21 protein-coding genes and 1 CRISPR repeat array are annotated in these 18,307 nt (G+C 31.8%); of the genes, 9 read left to right on the top strand and 12 right to left on the bottom strand.

Annotated elements, in window-relative coordinates; translation table 11 throughout:
* Nucleotides 1–69: 69 nt before the first annotated feature.
* Nucleotides 70–1,920 carry a molecular chaperone DnaK gene (gene dnaK / locus SULAZ_RS05795; RefSeq protein WP_012674219.1) on the bottom strand — a complete coding sequence of 617 codons (1,851 nt, stop codon included), beginning with the start codon at nt 1,918–1,920 and terminating at the stop codon, nt 70–72.
* Nucleotides 1,921–2,063: 143 nt separating this feature from the next.
* Between dnaK and SULAZ_RS05790 the strand changes: the two genes are divergently transcribed.
* Genes SULAZ_RS05790 through rsmI form a run of 4 tightly spaced genes read left to right on the top strand, consistent with a single transcriptional unit; the run spans nt 2,064 to nt 5,955 of the window.
* Nucleotides 2,064–2,579, top strand: coding sequence for a hypothetical protein (locus SULAZ_RS05790; protein WP_012674232.1), 516 nt, complete (start codon nt 2,064–2,066; stop codon nt 2,577–2,579).
* Nucleotides 2,572–4,257, top strand: a complete 1,686-nt coding sequence (locus tag SULAZ_RS05785) for a DEAD/DEAH box helicase (protein ID WP_012674987.1) — start codon at nt 2,572–2,574, stop codon at nt 4,255–4,257. The genes SULAZ_RS05790 and SULAZ_RS05785 overlap by 8 nt, the downstream gene beginning before the upstream one ends.
* A gap of 34 nt (nt 4,258–4,291) precedes the next feature.
* A complete protein-coding gene (locus SULAZ_RS05780) occupies nt 4,292–5,134 on the top strand; it encodes a hypothetical protein (RefSeq protein ID WP_012674542.1) in 843 nt (280 codons plus the stop codon).
* Nucleotides 5,134–5,955, top strand: a complete 822-nt coding sequence (gene rsmI, locus SULAZ_RS05775; protein ID WP_012673844.1) for a 16S rRNA (cytidine(1402)-2'-O)-methyltransferase — start codon at nt 5,134–5,136, stop codon at nt 5,953–5,955. Before SULAZ_RS05780 ends, rsmI begins: the two co-directional genes overlap by 1 nt.
* Here rsmI and rbfA read toward each other — a convergent pair.
* From rbfA to SULAZ_RS05720, 11 genes are all read right to left on the bottom strand, one after another.
* On the bottom strand, nt 5,944–6,246 hold the full coding sequence (gene rbfA / locus SULAZ_RS05770) for a 30S ribosome-binding factor RbfA (protein WP_012673832.1): 303 nt from the start codon (nt 6,244–6,246) through the stop codon (nt 5,944–5,946). The genes rsmI and rbfA overlap by 12 nt on opposite strands.
* A gap of 12 nt (nt 6,247–6,258) precedes the next feature.
* The gene (locus SULAZ_RS05765; RefSeq protein WP_228357438.1) at nt 6,259–6,519 is read right to left on the bottom strand and encodes a DUF503 domain-containing protein; all 261 of its coding nucleotides are present in this window, start codon (nt 6,517–6,519) and stop codon (nt 6,259–6,261) included.
* Nucleotides 6,500–7,300 carry a 16S rRNA (adenine(1518)-N(6)/adenine(1519)-N(6))-dimethyltransferase RsmA gene (rsmA, locus tag SULAZ_RS05760; RefSeq protein WP_012673635.1) on the bottom strand — a complete coding sequence of 267 codons (801 nt, stop codon included), beginning with the start codon at nt 7,298–7,300 and terminating at the stop codon, nt 6,500–6,502. The genes SULAZ_RS05765 and rsmA overlap by 20 nt, the downstream gene beginning before the upstream one ends.
* Nucleotides 7,281–8,171 carry a UTP--glucose-1-phosphate uridylyltransferase GalU gene (gene galU / locus SULAZ_RS05755; protein ID WP_012675008.1) on the bottom strand — a complete coding sequence of 297 codons (891 nt, stop codon included), beginning with the start codon at nt 8,169–8,171 and terminating at the stop codon, nt 7,281–7,283. Before galU ends, rsmA begins: the two co-directional genes overlap by 20 nt.
* Nucleotides 8,158–8,865, bottom strand: coding sequence for a phosphoribosylaminoimidazolesuccinocarboxamide synthase (gene purC, locus SULAZ_RS05750; protein WP_012673685.1), 708 nt, complete (start codon nt 8,863–8,865; stop codon nt 8,158–8,160). Before purC ends, galU begins: the two co-directional genes overlap by 14 nt.
* 9 nt (nt 8,866–8,874) lie before the next feature.
* The gene (locus tag SULAZ_RS05745; protein ID WP_012674521.1) at nt 8,875–9,507 is read right to left on the bottom strand and encodes a tetratricopeptide repeat protein; all 633 of its coding nucleotides are present in this window, start codon (nt 9,505–9,507) and stop codon (nt 8,875–8,877) included.
* Nucleotides 9,508–9,535: 28 nt separating this feature from the next.
* Complete coding sequence (gene recR / locus SULAZ_RS05740; RefSeq protein ID WP_012674514.1) at nt 9,536–10,135, bottom strand: recombination mediator RecR; 600 nt, start codon at nt 10,133–10,135, stop codon at nt 9,536–9,538.
* Nucleotides 10,132–10,464, bottom strand: a complete 333-nt coding sequence (locus SULAZ_RS05735; RefSeq protein WP_012673590.1) for a YbaB/EbfC family nucleoid-associated protein — start codon at nt 10,462–10,464, stop codon at nt 10,132–10,134. Before SULAZ_RS05735 ends, recR begins: the two co-directional genes overlap by 4 nt.
* Nucleotides 10,465–11,955 (bottom strand): DNA polymerase III subunit gamma/tau, encoded by a 1,491-nt coding sequence (dnaX, locus tag SULAZ_RS05730; RefSeq protein ID WP_012674331.1) that lies wholly within the window; start codon nt 11,953–11,955, stop codon nt 10,465–10,467. It abuts the gene before it with no gap.
* Nucleotides 11,956–13,139: 1,184 nt separating this feature from the next.
* Nucleotides 13,140–13,412, bottom strand: coding sequence for a hypothetical protein (locus tag SULAZ_RS05725; RefSeq protein WP_012674266.1), 273 nt, complete (start codon nt 13,410–13,412; stop codon nt 13,140–13,142).
* Nucleotides 13,399–13,773, bottom strand: a complete 375-nt coding sequence (locus tag SULAZ_RS05720; RefSeq protein WP_012674250.1) for a HEPN domain-containing protein — start codon at nt 13,771–13,773, stop codon at nt 13,399–13,401. The genes SULAZ_RS05725 and SULAZ_RS05720 overlap by 14 nt, the downstream gene beginning before the upstream one ends.
* Before the next feature lie 113 nt (nt 13,774–13,886).
* A CRISPR array of direct repeats spans nt 13,887–14,308; the repeat unit is 29 nt; unit sequence CTTCAATTCCCTCATAGTCGGGAGAAAAC.
* 535 nt (nt 14,309–14,843) lie between these two features.
* On the opposite strand from SULAZ_RS05720, the gene SULAZ_RS05715 reads away from it, so the two are divergent.
* Genes SULAZ_RS05715 through SULAZ_RS05695 form a run of 5 tightly spaced genes read left to right on the top strand, consistent with a single transcriptional unit; the run spans nt 14,844 to nt 18,210 of the window.
* Complete coding sequence (locus SULAZ_RS05715) at nt 14,844–15,554, top strand: RsmE family RNA methyltransferase (protein ID WP_041675864.1); 711 nt, start codon at nt 14,844–14,846, stop codon at nt 15,552–15,554.
* 5 nt (nt 15,555–15,559) lie between these two features.
* Nucleotides 15,560–15,988 carry a YMGG-like glycine zipper-containing protein gene (locus SULAZ_RS05710; protein ID WP_012673894.1) on the top strand — a complete coding sequence of 143 codons (429 nt, stop codon included), beginning with the start codon at nt 15,560–15,562 and terminating at the stop codon, nt 15,986–15,988.
* A gap of 11 nt (nt 15,989–15,999) precedes the next feature.
* A complete protein-coding gene (hemB, locus tag SULAZ_RS05705; RefSeq protein WP_012674839.1) occupies nt 16,000–16,977 on the top strand; it encodes a porphobilinogen synthase in 978 nt (325 codons plus the stop codon).
* Nucleotides 16,970–17,866, top strand: coding sequence for a 5'-3' exonuclease (locus SULAZ_RS05700; protein ID WP_012674129.1), 897 nt, complete (start codon nt 16,970–16,972; stop codon nt 17,864–17,866). Before hemB ends, SULAZ_RS05700 begins: the two co-directional genes overlap by 8 nt.
* A complete protein-coding gene (locus SULAZ_RS05695) occupies nt 17,866–18,210 on the top strand; it encodes an endonuclease III domain-containing protein (protein WP_012674728.1) in 345 nt (114 codons plus the stop codon). Before SULAZ_RS05700 ends, SULAZ_RS05695 begins: the two co-directional genes overlap by 1 nt.
* Nucleotides 18,211–18,307 lie beyond the last annotated feature (97 nt).

Genomic DNA, 18,307 nt, shown 5'->3' with positions numbered 1-18,307 from the left:
AATATAAAAGGGAAACCGGATTTTTTCAACCGATTCCCCTCATAATTTTTGTAAATGTATTGTAAACTATTAATGTACTTCAGGGTTTATTACGTCTCCACCTTCTTGGCCACCTTGACCGTAGAGTTTAGATGCAAACTTGTTAGCTACGTTTTGTAGTTTATCCATAGCAGACTGAATTGTAGCTTTATCGTTAGATTCTATAGCCTTTTTAGCTTCAGAAATTACTCCTTCTGCTTCTGCTAACTCTTCTGGAGTAAACTTAGCTTTGTTTTCGTTGAGTGTTTTTTCAAAGCTGTAAACTAACGCATCTAATTGGTTTCTAAGCTCTACTGTTTCTTTAAACTTCTTATCTTCTTCTTCATGTCTTTTTGCTTCTTCTATTATTTTTTCTATATCTTCTTTTGTTAATCCACTTGAAGGTGTAACTTTAATAGATTGGGATTTTCCTGTTGCTTTGTCTGTAGCTGTTACGTGTAGTATACCGTCTGCGTCTATATCAAAGCATACTTCTATCTGTGGAACGCCTCTTGGAGCTGGTGGAATGTCTGTAAGTTTGAAACTTCCAAGTAGTTTGTTTTCTCTTGCTACGCTTCTTTCTCCTTGGTATACCGCTATTTCTACTGTAGTTTGATTATCTACTGCAGTTGTGAATATTTCACATTTTTTAGTAGGTATAGGTGTATTTCTTGGAATTAATACAGTCATTACTCCACCTAAAGTTTCTATACCAAGGGATAAAGGTGTTACGTCTATAAGTAAAACATCTTTAACTTCTCCTTGTATTATTCCACCTTGGATAGCAGCTCCTACTGCAACAACTTCATCAGGGTTAACTGATTTGTTTGGTTCTTTTCCGAAAAACTCTCTTATTCTTTGTTGAACTAAAGGTATTCTTGTAGAACCTCCTACTAGTACTACTTCGTCTATATCTGAAGGTTTTAGTTTGGCAGCTTCCAATGTTCTTTTAACTATTTCCATTGTTCTGTCAACAAGGTCTTTTATCATTTCTTCTAATCTTGACCTTGTGAGTTTTTTCTGTAAGTGGAGTGGTTGGTTTGTGTTAGGGTCTATTGTGATAAATGGAAGGTTAATTTCTGTTTCCATCTTAAAGGAAAGTTCTTTTTTGGCCTGTTCTGCAGCTTCTTTTAATCTTTGGAATGCTGTTTTATCATTTCTTAAATCAATTCCATGTTCCTTTTTAAATTCTTCAACTATCCAGTTAATTATTCTTGCATCTATATCTGAACCACCAAGGTGGGTATCACCATCTGATGCTTTTACTTCTATAACTCCATCTCCACCTTCAAGGATTGATACGTCAAATGTACCACCACCAAAGTCATAAACAAGTATCTTTATGTCTGATTTCTTGTCTAATCCATAAGCTAAAGCAGCAGCTGTAGGCTCGTTTATTATTCTTTTTACTTCTAATCCTGCTATCTTACCTGCATCTTTTGTAGCTTGTCTTTGTCTTTCGTTAAAGTAAGCTGGAACGGTAATAACGGCTTCTGTTACCTTTTCTCCAAGGTAGCTTTCTGCAGCTTCCTTTAATTTTTTAAGAATGTACGCACCTACTTCCTCTGGTCTTACAATTTTTCCTGCATTAGGAACGTCAAAAGCAGCATCTCCTTTTTCGTCTGCAACTACTTTGTAAGGAACGTTCTTAATTTCGTTTAAAACTTCATCATACTTTCTTCCTATAAATCTTTTTGATTCGTAGATTGTGTTTTCAGGGTCTAAAACAGCTCTTCTTTTTGCAGGCTCTCCTACAAGGATTTCTCCTTCCTTAGTCCAAGATACTATAGATGGAGTAGTTCTAAAACCTTCTTGGTTTGCAATAACAACAGGTTCACCACCTATCACCACAGATACTACAGAGTTAGTAGTTCCAAGGTCAATTCCTATTACTTTTCCCATTTTCTTACCTCCCTGAATTTTTTACCTTATAATATAATAATACTTTAGTGTATTCTTGTCAACCTTTTTTATATTAATATAATCAATTTAAACTATTAAAAAGTTTGCTATAATTTTTTAGGATTATAAAAAAGGATAAGAAAATGTACTGTTATATCGATTATGTAGAAAATGAAAACAACGAATTAAGATTTGGAGTTTTAGTCGTTGATAAAAAATTAAAACCAGTAGAGTTTAGAATAACATCAAAGATAATATTGGAAGACATTCAAAAGATACTCTACGGAGAAACCTTGAAAGAAACTTTGTTTATAGAAAAAATCGGCAATGAAATTCTAAATAGTGTAGAAAGTAATTACGATTATATCTTTTGCAAAGATAAAAGTTTTTTACTTTTAAGAAATTCTACTTCTAAACCAATTTTTTTATTAGAAAAGTTTGATGAGTTTAAGCCAAGAGATAGATACTCGGTTAAACTGGTATCCCCTTTAGGTAAGTTTGATAATATTTCTTTAAAATACTTATCAAACGATGAAAAGTATATATCTTCTATAACGAAGGAACTTTTAGAAATATTTAAATATGCAGACATTATGGAACCTTTTAAAAGAATTGAAAAAGCGATAAATTACATAGATAAGTCTGGATTGTATGATTAAGATATATAACATACCTATTAATTATTTAAAAGCTTTAAAGATAGAAAAGGTTTATATAGATTTAAAGTTTAACGTTAGTCCTAACTTATTTAACGAAATAGAAAATATAAAGTCAAAAGGAAAGATTTACAATCTTAAAGAGAGTGTAATAGAAAATTTATCTAAAAAAGTCAATAAGAAAGATAAAAAATCTTCATCAACTTATAAAAACCTGTCTCTTTTTGATCTTATAAAACCTATATTAGCTGCTGAAATAAATTTAGATATTCCTTCTGATTTAAACTTTCCTTCAAAACTTTTTGATTATCAGATTCAAGGAATAAAATTTCTTTTAACAAATAATGCAGCTCTACTGGCAGACCAGATGGGAACAGGCAAGACTGTAATGAGTACAACTGCTTTAAGGATTTTCTTTATAAAAGGTTTGGTAAAAAAGGCTTTGATAGTAGCACCTTCAAACCTTTTAAACGTTTGGGAAGAACATCTTGAAAAATGGGCACCAGAGTTGCAATTTTTAACTTTAAACGATACAAAAGAGATAAGAGAGTTATTATGGGAAGTAAAATCTCATGTGTATTTGGTAAGCTATGACACACTAAAAAATGATTACAAGGATAAATTTTTTACATTAAAAGAATTTTTTAAGGATTTAGATATTATTATTTTAGATGAAGCTCACAACATAAAAAATAAAGATACCTACAAATCTAAAGCGATAAAAACTTTGGCAAAAGAAGTTAAGTATAAATGGGCATTATCAGGTACGCCCCTTCAAAATAACATAAAAGAACTTGTATCACTTCTTGAGTTTTTACTTCCAAAAGAAAAAGAGTTAGATAAAAAATCACCTGATGAATTGAAAGAGATTTTAAAACCTATAATGATAAGAAGATTAAAGAAAGACGTTTTGAAAGATCTTCCTGAAAAATTACCTCCTGAAATTGAGAAGTTTGATTTATCTCCAGTTCAAAGGGAATACTACGAAAAGTACTTATCCTTTGAAAGAAATAGATTGATAGACATATACAAAAGATTTAGAAATGAGAAAAACTTCCAAATAATGTTTAAACAAAACATAATTTTTTCACTTCAAAAATTAAGACAGATATGTAATTTTCCTCCAAATTCTTACCATAGTCCAAAAGCTAATCGGTTAAAAGAAATTGTTAAAGAACTTACAGAAGATGGAGAGAAAGTGATAGTATTTAGCAACTTTATTCAAGAAGGCATAGGGAAAATATACAAAAATCTAATAGAAGTACTGCCTCAAAGCAGTATAGTTTTGTATCACGGGTCTTTAAATCAAAAAGAAAAACAAGAAGCAGTAAAAAGATTTATGAAAGATAAGAACTGTATGGTATTCTTAGGTTCTATAACAGCTGCTGGTGAAGGATTAACTTTAACAAGTAGCAGTTATATAATTTTCTTTGACTTACATTGGAATCCAGCTAAAGTATGGCAAGCAGAAGATAGAGTACATAGAATAGGACAAACAAAGGCTGTTAATATTTATAATTTCGTAACTAAAAACACAGTAGAAGAAAAAATTATTCAAAAGTTAGAAGAAAAGAAAAGTATTATAAATAACCTTATAGACGATACAGTTTCAGAAATTGAATCTGTTTCAATAGAAGATTTACTGGATTTAATTGGATTAGGTAATCAAAACATTGTATAATAATCAATCATTATTTCTCTAAAAGGAGTTTAGGTTGAAAAAGATTTTAACTTTTATTCTTTTTTTTGTAAGTTTGTCTAAAGTTTTCGCAGACAGTTTAATAGTAAACAACAAAGATTTATCTACTTATATACAGTACTCCCAGTTTCTCCTTGCTCAAGGTGAGACTGTAATAGGTCCTATCCAGCTTCTTCCAGTTGGTAAAGTTGATTCTGTTCTTATAAAACCTACTGATAAAGATGTGAAAGTAGTAGGATACGTTGTTGAACCAACAAAAGAAAACTGGGTTGAGAATCTTGTAGGAAAAACCATCTCCATAGAAGGTGAAGGAAGGTTAGTAAGAGGGACAGTTATATCTGTGAAAGATGGGTATATAACGATAGACACAAAAAACGGTGTAGTAATTACTACTTTGCCTGTATTTCCAAACAGGCTGTCTTCAGCTTTAAAATGGCAGGACCTTATGGCTCCAAAAATCACTATAAAGTTGTACTCTGAAAAACCTTCTTCAAGTGGAATAAACATTCTTTATCCTGTATCTGGTTTTGAGTGGAATGTAATTTACAACGCAGAAATTCAAGAAGATAAAGTGGTTTTAAAAGGATTTTACGAGATAAAGAATAATACAGCTGTAAGATTGACTGATGTTTCACTGTATATTAAAAGTGGAGAGAGAACAATAAAACTCTATGATAAAACAGTTATAGAACCATACACATCAAAGTTGGTTTTAATAGATAAGTTTGTTTTAAACAAGGCCAAAGAAGTAAAGGTAGAAAGTAAAAAATTTCTTCCTGATGGTAAAGTTTCAGTTTATAAAAACAGTACTTTTATAGGGTACGGTAATCTAACAAATGGAGTCTTAAGACTGCCTTAATGAAAAAACTTTACGTCATTGCAACACCTATAGGAAACCTAAAAGATATAACCCTTAGAGCTTTAGAAGTTCTAAATTCAGTAGATGTAATAGCAGCTGAAGATACAAGACATGTACAAAAACTTTTAAAACATTACGGAATATTTGGGAAAAAACTTGTAAGTTATCATAACTATAACGAAGAAGAAAGAGCAGAAAAATTAATAGAGATTTTAAAAGATAAAGATGTTGCTTTAGTATCAGATGCAGGCACGCCCTGTATATCAGACCCAGGATATAGAATAGTAAAAAAAGCCCGTGAAAAGGGTATAGAAGTAATACCAATACCGGGTCCTTTTGCCGCAGCTGTAGCCTTATCTGCTTCTGGACTTCCCTCTGATAAATTTCTTTTTGTGGGATTTTTACCTAATAAAGAATCGGAAAGGGAAGAAGATTTAAAATACTATATCGACCTAGGTTTTACTTTTATTCTATACGAAAGTCCAAAAAGAGTCTTAAAAACCTTAAAAACATTAGAAAAATTAAACCCTATGGCAGATGTAGTAGTAGCAAAGGAGCTGACTAAGATACACGAATCTTTTTTTATAGGTAAGCCTGAAGATATTATTAACCTTTTGGAAGAAAATCCAGATAAACTTAAAGGTGAGTTTGTAATACTGGTTCATCCTAATCAAGAAAAAGTTATAGATATAGATTCAATATTGACGGAAGCAAAGCAGTTAAAAAATCAAGGTATGAAAACAAAAGAGATAGCCTCTCTTCTATCTAAAAAGTATAAAGTATCTAAAAACGAGATTTACAAGAAAATACTAAATCTGTAATTTAAATATATCCTTTTTAAATACCAGTTTTGGAGTTTTTTTCATTCTTATCTTTTTCCCAAGAATGTACCTTATATGACCACTTTCTTTATTTAAAGCGTCTATTATTTGGTCTTCATCCTTTAAAGCAGAAACGTAAATATCAGCTTGACTTAAATCTGCTTTTGTGTCTATAACACTTATGGTTATAAAATTCTCCTGCCCAATCTCGTATTCATGGAAAATAATATCTGATATTTCTTTTTTCAAGAGACTGTTTATTTTTTCCATTCTGTGAGATTTTTCTTTCATCTTTATCACCTTTTAAAATATTTCTTTTGATACATCTATGTGGAGCTCTGGAAAGTTGCTGTAAATAAAGTTTACCACATTTTGGAGAATACTCTCTACCTGATTTTTGTCTGGAGCAACTGTTACAACAGCAACGGTAGCAAGTTGCCATAAATCTTGATTATCAACTTCTGAAACAGATACATTAAACTTACTTCTGAGTTTTTCTTTTATTGACCTTATTACCATTCTTTTTTCTTTTAAAGACCCTGCATCATGAATGTGAATCTGCATCACCAAACTTCCTATCATCATTTTTTACTACCTCAAACAGTCTAACAAAATCTTCTACATTTAACTCTTCAGCTCTTAATGTAGGTTTAATGTTGGCTTTTTCAAGTATTGACTGGTCTAACTTTGACCTTATCATCTTTCTTCTGTCAGTAAAAAGGTGAGAAACGAAGTTTTTATACTTTTTAATATCTTTTATACCAAATCTGTTATAAGGCGTAAGCTTTACTACAGCTGACGTTACTTTTGGTGGTGGAGAAAAGAACCTTGCAGGAACGCTCATTATATATTTAATATCAAAAAATGTTTGCATAAAAACTGATAAAAATGTGTAGGACTTTGTTTTTGGTTTTGCTATAAGTTTTTCAGCTACTTCCTTTTGTATCATAAAAACGCAAAAATCAACAACTTCCATATTAAAAACACAGTTTATCATTATTAATGAAGCTACATTGTAAGGTAAATTACCTACCACTTTAAGTTTTTTACTTGCAGCAATCTCTTTTATATTAACATCAAAAATGTCTGATTTAACAAGCTCAAAGTTTTTGTATTCTTTAAACTTCTCTTCAAGAAGTGGATAAAGAGATTTATCTATCTCTACGCTGTAAAGTTTATTAGGGTTTCTTTTTAAAATTTCTTCTGTTAAGATACCAGTTCCAGGACCTATTTCAAGAATAGTATCATCTTCCTTAATATCTACTTCATCAACTATCTTTTTAACAACATCTTGAGATTTTAAAAAATGTTGTCCAAACTGTTTTTTAGCTTTGACCTTGTTCAACTTCTTTACACTTTTCCTTTAACATTTTAATAAATTCTTCTTTTACATCTTCTCTTTCTAATGCGTAATCTAATATAGCTTCTAAATAGCCTATTTTATTACCTGTGTCATGTCTTATTCCTTCTATATCTTTTGCGTATATAACTTCTTTTTTCCTTAAATTAATAAGTCCGTCTGTAAGCTGCAGCTCTCCACCTTTACCTATAGTAGTTTGTTTTAAAGATTCAAAAATGTTAGGTGTAAGTACGTATCTACCTATGATTGCTGAAGTAGATGGTGCTTCTTCAATAGCTGGTTTTTCTACAAGCGTTTCTACTAACTTTATACCGTTAATCACTTCTTTTCCTGCAACAATTCCATATTTACTAACGTCTTCCTTTTGTACTTCCATAGTACCAATAACGGATTTTCCAAATTGATAGTATATATCTATAAGCTGTTTTATCCCTGGGTTTTCATCGTTTTTTATAATCTCATCACCTAAAAGGACTACAAAAGGCTCATCTCCCACAAGTCTTTCAGCAGTTAAAACTGCATGTCCTAGGCCTAGCTGTTCTTTTTGACGTATATAAACAAATTCAGCCATATTACTTATCTGTCTCAATTTTTCTATCTCTTTCTCTTTACCTGCTTTCTTTAAAACTTGTTCGAGTTCCGGATAGTAGTCAAAATAGTCTTCAATAGCTCTTTTATGTCTTCCAGTCACGAATATTATGGTTTCTATTCCAGAATTTACAGCTTCTTCAACTATGTAGTGAATGATAGGCTTGTCTATAAGTGGCATCATCTCTTTAGGTGTGGACTTTGTAGCAGGTAAAAATCTTGTTCCAAAGCCAGCTACTGGGATAACTGCTTTCCTAATCTTTTTCATTTTCAATCCTCCTTAATACTTCTTCATAGAATTTTGCTAAATCTCCAAGGTTAAGTCTGAATCTGTCTTTATCCATTCTTTCTCCTGTTTTTGCATCCCAAAATCTACAAGTATCAGGAGATATCTCGTCTGCTACTACAATATTTCCATCTTCTTTCTTCCCAAACTCGAGTTTAAAATCTACAAGTATAATATCGTGTTTTATAAGTATATCTTTAAGTATCTGATTAACTTTAAAGGCAAGTTCTTTTATAGTTTTAATTTCTTGGTCGTTTGCAAGATTTAAAGCTAGTATATGCTCATAGCATATTATAGGGTCTCCAAGTTGGTCATTTTTTAGATAAAACTCAATTAACGGTGGATTAAATGGTGTTTTTTCAGGAATACCTAACCTTTTGACTATACTTCCTGTTGCAAGGTTTCTAACCACTACTTCAACTGGTATTATTTGGGTTTTGTATGCAAGCATTTCTCTATCAGAAAGTTGTTTTACAAAGTGGGTAGGGATACCGTGTTTTTCTAAGATTTGGAAGAATATAGAGGATATTTTGTTATTTATTACTCCTTTTCCTTCTATCACGTCTTTTTTTTGAGCGTTGAAAGCTGTTGCTTCATCTTTAAAGTATATAACTACTTTATCTGGGTCTTGAGCTTTGTAGACTATCTTTGCTTTTCCTTCGTATAACTTTTCCACTTCACTCTCCTATAGATTTTCTCTTGCTAAGATTGAAAAGTATCTGTAATCTTTCTTTTCTTTTATCTCGTTAAATATTTTTTCAGCTTCTTGGTAATTACCTTCTTTTTTGTATATCAGTCCTAAGGTTGCTTGAGCGGATATATAGTTGTACTTATCCTTATCAATAGATTTTAAGATTTCTTTGGCTTGATTAGTGTTATTCTGTTTTAGTTTTAAGTATGCTGTATACTCTTTAACTCCTTCTAAAATTTGAGTGTTTAATTTTTCTTTTAAGGCATTGGCTAATTTTTCATCTTCTTTACCTTCATCTTTAGCCATCATTATCTTGTATGAAAGAATAACTTTGTAAAAGTTTGTATCTTTATATTTTTTTTCAAACTCATCAATCAATTTTCTTGCTTCTTCTTTTTTGTCTTCTGATAGTAAGTTGGCTATTTTTGATACATACACAGATGCCTTTTCGTTTTCTTCCTGTTTTTTCTTGGTGTATAGGTAGTATCCTAGTGAGCCTATTAATAGGATTACAACAAAAGCTAATATGATTTTAAGATACTTTTTTACTTTATCCCACAGGTGGTAAATCTTATACTCAAGTTCTATATCTACATCTTTTTCTAAAGGTAGTTTTTCTTTACTCATAACCTTCTCCCTTCTATACTTTATTTTATCATATCTTAACTCTGTATTCTAAAGCTTTTGATAGGGTAAAGTCGTCTGCGTTTTCTAATACAGACCCAAAAGGAAGACCGTAAGCCAGTCTTGTAATGTTTAAAGGATACTTTTTTAAAAGGTTGTATATATAGTTTCCAGTAGCTTCTCCTTCTACTGTTGGGTTTGTGGCTATTATTACTTCTTTTACTTGATACTTTTTTATTCTCTCTATAAGGGTCTTTATATTTAGCTTTTCTGGTCCTATACCTTCTAATGGGGATAGTCTTCCCCCTAGGACATGGTAAACACCTTTAAACTTCCCAGTTTTTTCTATAGCGTAGGCATCAAAAGACTCTTCTACTACACAGATGTGAGTTTTGTCTCTCTCTTCACTAGAGCATATAGGACAGATTTCTTGGTCTGTGTAAATTCCACACTCTTTACAAGGGTGGATTTTGTCTAACATCTGGGCTATATGTTTTATCAAATCTACAGCTTCGCCTCTTGGCAACTTTAAAAGGTTTATGGCTAGCCTTTGGGCTGATTTTTCTCCATAACCGGGTAAGTTTGATATATCTTCTATAACTTTTTTCAAGATATCAGGTATGTAGTTCAAAACAGACCACCAAATTTAGAGAAACTTGAAGGTAATCCTGAAGCTTCTGTAAGTTTTTGTGTCATTAACTCTTTAGACCTATCTGATGCTTCATTTACAGCTGATATGAGAAGGTCTTTTAAAACTTGATACTCTTGTTCATTTAAAAGAGATTTATCAATCTCTATATCTACTATTTCTCCAAGACCATTACTAACTACTTTTACCATACCTCCACCAACTTCTACTACTACATTCTCTTTTTTTAACTCTTCCTTTGCTTTTTCTACATTTTCTTTTATCATTTGAAACTGTTTCATAAGTTCTGCGAGATTTCCAAAGTTAAACATCTATTTTTCCTCCTTTTCTTTGTAGGTTAGTATTTTTGAGCCGGGGAAAAGTTCTAACACTTTATCTACGACTTCATCTCTCTTTTTTTCTTTCTTTTTTTCTTTGGATTGGGGAGCTGATGTGTGTATATTTTTATCAGGAAAGTATTTTTTTAATAAATCAATATGTGCATTTAAAATTTCTTCTTGTTCTTTGTTTTTGAGTTTTATGTAAATGTTATTTTCATCTTGAGTTATCTCAGCTTCTTTTATTACTACTGATATCACTTTCTCGTTTTTTATTATTTGGGCTATTATTTTTTCTACTGGTAATTCTTTTTTTTCTTCTGCTCTTTCTTTGGGCTTTTCTTCAGTGGTTTGAGGGGTAGTAGCTTTCTCTTCTTTTGTTTCAGTCTGTTTTTGTAGTTGTATATTTCCTGATAAGAGCTGACTTATGGATTTTATAGAGTCTAAGTAGTTTAGCTTGAGTATGTAAACTTGGTATATGTCTTTTGGGTTTATAAATGTTCTTGCTTCGATAAATGCTTTGTTAAACATATCTTTTATGTAAATGAGAGATTTTAGGTCTTCTTGAGAGAATATTTCATCAGGGTTTTCCATTGCAATGTTGATAAGAGATTTTTGAAGGTTTGTTAAAAGTTCTTTCCAAAAGATGTTAAGGTCGTATCCAAGATCCTCAAGTTCATCTAACAGTTTTATAAATGGTTGTACTTCTTGATTTTTTATGTAATTTAGGGCTTTTTTGATGTAGTTTAGAGGGACTATACCTAATATTTCTTCAACAGATTTTACTGTTAGTCTTCCTTCTGAATAAGTAACTGCTTGGTCTAATAGACTTGCAGAGTCTCTCATACCTCCTTCTAACTCTTGGGACAATAAATCAACTGCTTGGTCTTCGTAGGGTATTTTTTCGTTTTCAAGTATTCTGAGTAAGTAGGCTTTGATTTGGGATTTTGTAGGTGGTTTGAATAAAAAGACTTGACATCTTGATTTTATTGTCTCTGGTATTTTATACAGCTCAGTAGTTGCAAGGATAAAGATGTTTTTTGGTGGAGGTTCTTCTAATGTTTTTAAAAGTGCATTAAATGCCTCTTTTGTAAGCATATGGGCTTCGTCTATTATGTATATTTTGTACTTACCTTTTATAGGTTGGTAGTTTACGTTGTCTCTTATGGTTCTTATATCGTCTATTCCACGGTTGGAAGCTGCGTCTATCTCGTACATATCTGGGAAAGAGCCTTTTTCTATCTCTAAACAGTTTTCACATTTGTTGCAAGGTTCAAAGTCTTGGGGATTGAGGCAGTTTAGGGTTTTTGCGAGGATTCTGGCTATTGTGGTTTTTCCTACACCTCTTGGACCAGCAAATATGTAAGCATGGGAAACTCTGTTCAGTTTGACTGCGTTTTTCAGGGTTTTGACTACAAAATCCTGACCTATAACTTCTTTAAAAGACTTAGGTCTATACTTTCTTGAAAATGCTTCGTAAACCAAACTTAAAATCTCCGAAAAGTTGTGATGATTATTATATATTAAAAAGTAGGTCAATATCAAAATCTTTCAACAAATCAGACAAATTCCCTCATAGTCGGGAGAAAACGAAGTAGCAGTAATTGATGAAATCGAGGGTAGAATTCTTCAATTCTTTCATAGTCGGGAGAAAAACCACCTTCCTGTTGAGATTGGGCTTCTACATCTACAAGTTTCAATTCCTCATAGGCACTCTAAAAACAACATCAATAACAATACATATAATGAATATCAAACAAGTTTCAATTCCTCATAGGCACTCTAAAAACAACATCAATAACAATACATATAATGAATATCAAACAAGTTTCAATTCCTCATAGGCACTCTAAAAACACACATCATTCATAATTCATATAAACACATCATTCAGTTTCAATTCCTCATAGGCACTCTAAAAACCTTTATGCGAATATTTGAATATTCAAATAATGCAGTTGTTTCAATTCCTCATAGGCACTCTAAAAACCCACAAGTTTTATCTACAATATTACCTTTCTTTATGTGTTTCAATTCCTCATAGGCACTCTAAAAACTTTTTTATGGTACCTATATATTTTTTATTAACTATAATGTTTCAATTCCTCATAGGCACTCTAAAAACTCAGGCGTGAAAATCAAATTTGAAGGTGAAGGTCCGTTTCAATTCCTCATAGGCACTCTAAAAACCTACACTCTGATTTTTGATGATGATGAAGGAACAGAAGGTTTCAATTCCTCATAGGCACTCTAAAAACCTGGTTCGGGTAAGAGCTACTATGCTGTCTACCAAAGTTTCAATTCCTCATAGGCACTCTAAAAACTAATAGACAGCATAATAAACGCAACCATAAAACAACCAGTTTCAATTCCTCATAGGCACTCTAAAAACCTTCTTTTAGCCTATTCTATTGTCAAGGTTTAAATCCTTTATTATCAACTATCAAACATTATAGTACACTTTTCTAAAAAATGCAACCGGAATGTATTTTTTCCTGTCGACCTCCAATCCTGCAAAAATCCCCGGAGATCGACAGTGATTATTTTTCAATAACTTAATTTAATTAATCTCAATTAACCCATTCTAATTGAGACTCAAAAACTGCCATTTTTGATAGGACGACGTCTGCAATTCGGTAAGTAAAAAAAATTAAAAATAAATATACTTACTAAAAACTTTCAACAATTTTATCAACAGAATTGTCAAACTCTCTGTAAACTGTAATATACTCTCCTGTCTTCTCAAATAAAGCCCATATAATATCGCTTATTTTATGATTAACTTCTATCCAGTCGTAGTTATTTCTTAGTCTTATTCTCAGTCCTACATCAGCTTCTACATCATCCGGAATGTTAATAAGCTCTATATTTTCAATACCTTTTATTTTTATTAATTCATTTAACAGTTTTGTAATAAGCTGTATTTCTTTAATTTTTGCCATTATTAATTACCTCTTTTACAACTTCGTATATAAATATAAGCTCTCTTTTTTCTTTTTCTGTAAGATCTTCATCTAAATAGTCGGCTTTTAATCTGTATTGGTATAAGTCTTCATAAATTTTGGATATTTTTCTCAATGTTAATTTATCTAAGTAATTTTTTTCTGTGCAGATTTTTAGAAAAAATTTTAATATTCCTATGTGCTTCCATCTTCCTTCAGGAGCTTCACCTAAAATAGACTGCATGTAATTAAATAAAGCAAAGTATAAAGTAGAGCCTAAAGTGTTTATTTTTCCAGCTTCTATTTGCCAGTGTGCTATCTCTAATCTTTCTAAAGCTTTTTCTTTAGCTACAGTTTTCATTTCTAAACCTTCCAGTTAAGGAGCTCTATATCAAGAGCTTTTACTCTTTCATCTTCACCCTCATAGTCGGGAAAAAACGGTATTAAACAATTAAAATCAAAGGAGGCATTATTACTTCAATTCCCTCATAGTCGGGAGAAAACCCCTTATTTTTCAATTACTTAATCCTTTCTAATATACTTCAATTCCCTCATAGTCGGGAGAAAACCTGATTTACCTGATTTGGCATAGCAGGTTTTGCTATCTTCAATTCCCTCATAGTCGGGAGAAAACCAAAATACAGAGTAAACAAAGATTTATCATTGACTGCCTTCAATTCCCTCATAGTCGGGAGAAAACTTTCATTCGCTGAAAGCTCTAAGATCTTAATTTTTTCTTCAATTCCCTCATAGTCGGGAGAAAACTTTTGTTTGACAAAATGCTTGAGCATCTAGATCGGGACTTCAATTCCCTCATAGTCGGGAGAAAACTTTTGATTGTTATTAATTTTATTAACAGAATCCCGACTTCAATTCCCTCATAGTCGGGAGAAAACTCTCTTTGTTTATAAAGAGTAATAGCTTCTTCCTGATGTTTGAAGAGTTTTATTGTCATATTACACCTCCTATAATTAGTTTTGTTTGATAAAACTTCAATTCCCTCATAGTCGGGAGAAAACCCGTTAATTTTTCAAAAATCAAAAAAGCCATTAATCAAGTAATGACGCTACTTTGCAGGCAATTTTTATTTTCGTTAACCACTCGCAAATTGAGGTTAATTGCATCGTAGCTCGCATAATGCAAATATATTTTCTATTATATTCCCACTTTCACCCGCATCACTACTTGAATATTACAATAATATATTTTCTGTTTTCACGATGCAAAACTAAATGATACTTAATATCAAATAACAAAATTCCCTTATTTTCCAAAAATTTAAGTGAGGGTTATCTTATTCAGCTGTCAAGGTCTTTTTTTTACTATAAAAAGTATAACAAATTTTTCTTTTTTATGCAACATCTTTGGAAATTAGATTAAAACTTATCTATAATAGGTTAAATGAAAATTTTATGGTTAGTAGAAAATTAAATGAGTTATCCTTTATTTATCGGTAAGTTTGAAGGTGATTTTTTGGTTTTGACAGATGATGAGTATCATCATGCAGTTAAGGTCAGGAGACTGAAAGAAGGAGACAAAGTAGAGGTTAACGACCTTCAAGGCAACATATACTTAGGAGAAATCTTAAAGATTGAAAAAAACAAAGCATTAATCAAACCAATCCAAAAACAAGATATTAAAATCCCAGATTACAAAATAACACTTTATCAATGCATGCCAAACCAACTCTCAAAAATTGACGATATAATAGAGCCTATATCTCAACTTGGAGTAGATAGATTTGTCCCAGTTTTATCTAAAAACTCTGCAGTTAAACAGTCTGATGTAGAAAAAAAGATACAAAAGTGGGAAAAGATAGCTTTAAACTCTATAAAACAGTGTAGAAGACTATATCCAGTAAGTATTGACAAACCTGTAAAGTTAAGTAATATTAATAGTTATGATGACTTAAAAGTTGTTTTTTATGAAAAAGAATACGAAAGAAAAACAAAAGACCTAATAGGAAAAACTTTTCAAAACTGTAGCATAGTCATTGGGAATGAAGGTGGTTTTAAAGAAGATGAGATAAACCTACTGGTTGATAAAGGTTTTTTACCACTTAGTTTAGGAAACTATATATTAAAAATGGAAACTGCTATAATAGTAGGAATATGTCAGATTAAAATAATTTTAGAGAGGTGAGAAAGATGAAAAAAGTAGTAGCGCTGACACTTGCAGGTTCAATTTTATTGGCAAGCTGTGCCGAATATTACAGACCTTCTCAGTCAACTTACGAAGGTGGATTAATAGGTGCCATAACAGGTGCTACAGCTGGTGCTATCTTAACACAAAATAACAAATGGAAAGGTGGTGTTATTGGTGGTGTTATCGGTGCAATTGCAGGAGCAACTATTGCTGAAATATCAAAAAGAGGAGCCGTAGAAGCAGTTCAAACCGGACAACCTGTAAGATACCAAACAGAAGATGGAAGGGCAGTTTATGAAGCAAAACCTTTAGGATATGACGCAAAAACAAGATGCCACAAAGTTCAAGAAAAGATATATGAAAACGGAAAACTTGTAAAAGACCAAATTAAAGAGGTGTGTGAATCTGAAAAAGTAGAACAAAAGTACTAAGGAGCTTTTTTATGGGTTTTCCTATAAACAGGTATAGAAGATTAAGAAAAAATGAAAATATTCGCCGTTTAGTAAGGGAAACAACCCTTTCTGTAGATGATCTAATTTATCCCATTTTTATAGAAGATGGTCAAAACATTAAAAAAGAGATACCTTCTATGCCCGGAATTTACCGGTGGTCGTTAGATAGAATTAACGAAGAGCTTGATGAAGTAGTATCCCTTGGCATTCCTGCTGTTTTACTTTTTGGTATTCCTTCCTACAAAGATGAAGTAGGCTCTGATACATGGAACGATGAAGGTATAATCCAAAGAGCAATAAAACATATAAAGAAAAACTATCCTAATCTTTATGTAATAACTGATGTGTGTTTTTGTGAGTATACTTCCCACGGTCATTGTGGTGTTTTACATAATCATGATGTTGACAACGATTTGACCCTTGAAAATACAAGAAAACAAGTTATATCCCACGCAAAGGCAGGAGCTGATATGGTAGCTCCATCTGGAATGATGGACGGAGTTGTAAAAACTATAAGAGAAGCTCTTGATTCTGCCGGATTTTATGATATTCCTATAATGGCTTACTCTGCAAAGTATGCATCATCTTACTATGGGCCTTTTAGAGAAGCTGCTGACTCAACACCTGCATTTGGAGATAGAAGAACTTACCAAATGGATCCTGCAAATAGATTAGAAGCTCTCAGAGAAGTAGCACTTGATATAGAAGAAGGTGCAGACATAGTAATGGTTAAACCTGCTTTAGCTTACTTAGATATAATAAGAGATATAAAAAACAACTTCAATATACCACTAGCGGCTTACAATGTAAGTGGTGAGTACTCAATGATAAAAGCAGCAGGAAAATTAGGATGGATAGATGAGAAGAAGGTTATGATGGAAACACTTACATCTATAAAGAGAGCCGGGTCTGACATAATAATTACATACTTTGCTAAAGAAGTTGCGAGAATACTAAAAAATGGATAAAAAACTTTTACTTGTAGATGGATCTTCTTACTTATATAGAGCTTACTATGCCCTTCCACCTCTTTCAGCTCCTGATGGAACACCTACAGGTGCAATTTACGGTTTTGTAAGAATGCTTTTAAAACTTATATCAACCTTTAACACTCCCTATATTGCTGTAGTTTTTGACCGTCCAGAAAAAACGGTAAGACACAAAATATACAAAGAGTATAAAGCCACAAGAAAAGAGACTCCAAACGACCTTCAAGTCCAAATCCCAAAAATAAAAGAAATAATAAAACTTTTAGGAATAAAAATATTAGAAATCCCCGGATACGAAGCTGACGATATAATAGCCACTTTATCTAAAAAAGCAGAAAATCGTAGTTTTGAAGTTATAATAGTTACTCCAGACAAAGATATGAATCAGCTTATAGATCAACATATAAAAATATTTAACCCTATGAAAGAAGAGATAGTAGATACCCAAAAAGTCATTGAAAAATACGGTGTTAGTCCTCAGCAGTTTATAGATTACTTGGTTCTTGTAGGAGACAGTATAGACAACATTCCCGGAATAAAAGGAGTAGGCCCTAAAACAGCGGCTTCTTTACTTCAAGAGTTTGGAAGTATCGATAGGATATTAGAAAATAAGGACAAATTAAAAGGAAAATTAAAAGAAAGTTTTGCAGCTGTATCAAAAGAAGATATACAGTTAGTTAGGTCTTTAGTAAAACTACATCAAGATATTGATATTCCCGTAGAAATAGAATCTTTAAAGAAAGATAAGCCGGATCTAATAAAATTAAAGGAAATTTTTGAAAAATTAGGATTTAAATCATTGATAAAAGAGATAGAAAAACCTAATTTAGAAAAAAAACAAACGATAGTACAAAAAAGTTTATTCTAATGGCTAATTTTACAGAGAAAGAATTAATAGATAGGTTAAAAAAACACTTTCCACAACCTTGGATAGATTTAAACTTTGAAAATCCTTACCAGTTAACAGTTGCAACAATTTTAGCAGCCCAATCTACAGATAAAAAAGTAAATCAAATAACACCTATTTTCTTTAAAAAATTTCCCACACCACAAGATGTAGCAAAAGCACCTTTAGAAGAGATAGAAGAAATAATCAAATCTATAAACTACTACAAAAGAAAAGCAAAATTAATAAAAGAGTGTTGTAAAAAAGTCGTTGAAGAGTTTGGAGGAAAAATCCCAGACAATATGGAAGAGTATCCCTTTGCATAGACAGATATTCCTAAGAATACCCATCTATACATCGGGTTAAGGAACTATCACTCAAATAATCCTTAAAATACGGATTTTGAGTGAGTAAGCTCCGTGC

Source organism: Sulfurihydrogenibium azorense Az-Fu1 (assembly GCF_000021545.1).
Taxonomy (GTDB): domain Bacteria; phylum Aquificota; class Aquificia; order Aquificales; family Hydrogenothermaceae; genus Sulfurihydrogenibium; species Sulfurihydrogenibium azorense.
The sequence above is the reverse complement of the archived record's forward strand: the minus strand, read 5'-3'. Positions and strand labels throughout refer to the sequence as shown.